Source organism: Larkinella sp. C7, from assembly GCF_006149005.1.
Classification (GTDB): Bacteria; Bacteroidota; Bacteroidia; order Cytophagales; family Spirosomataceae; genus Larkinella.
The window spans coordinates 1-394 of record NZ_VBSL01000196.1; the positions used below are offsets into that span (position 1 = coordinate 1).

At 35.8% G+C, this 394-nt stretch carries 1 pseudogene; it reads left to right on the forward strand.

What is annotated here, in order from left to right:
• Nucleotides 1-82: 82 nt before the first annotated feature.
• Nucleotides 83-226 (forward strand): annotated as a pseudogene (locus FH871_RS35085) (nucleotidyltransferase family protein); the annotation flags it as partial.
• Nucleotides 227-394 lie beyond the last annotated feature (168 nt).

Genomic DNA, 394 nt, shown 5'->3' on the forward strand with positions numbered 1-394 from the left:
TGCCATCAGTAAATATCCAGAACGCTGTACAGCAATTGGGGCTAGGCTCGATGAAGAAGGACAGCTATAAGTATTTTTACCCTATGGCTTAGAAGATATTCTGAACTTTGTCGTGAGGCCGACGCCACATTTTAAAGCGGACAAAGATAGAATGGCTCTGTACCAGAAGCGGTTGACCGAAAAAAATTGGCAGGCCAAGTGGCCACAATTAAAGATAGAGAACTGATAAAAACAGACGTTAGAATCGACTTGCTCATTGGCAGGTCGATTTTTTATATAAAATTTTTATATAAAAAACCTTGACAAAGTTGCCATCAAGAACTATTCTATAGATGAGAGCAATATATATTATTTTTATATATTTATAATTTTATATATAAGGAGGACAAGACTA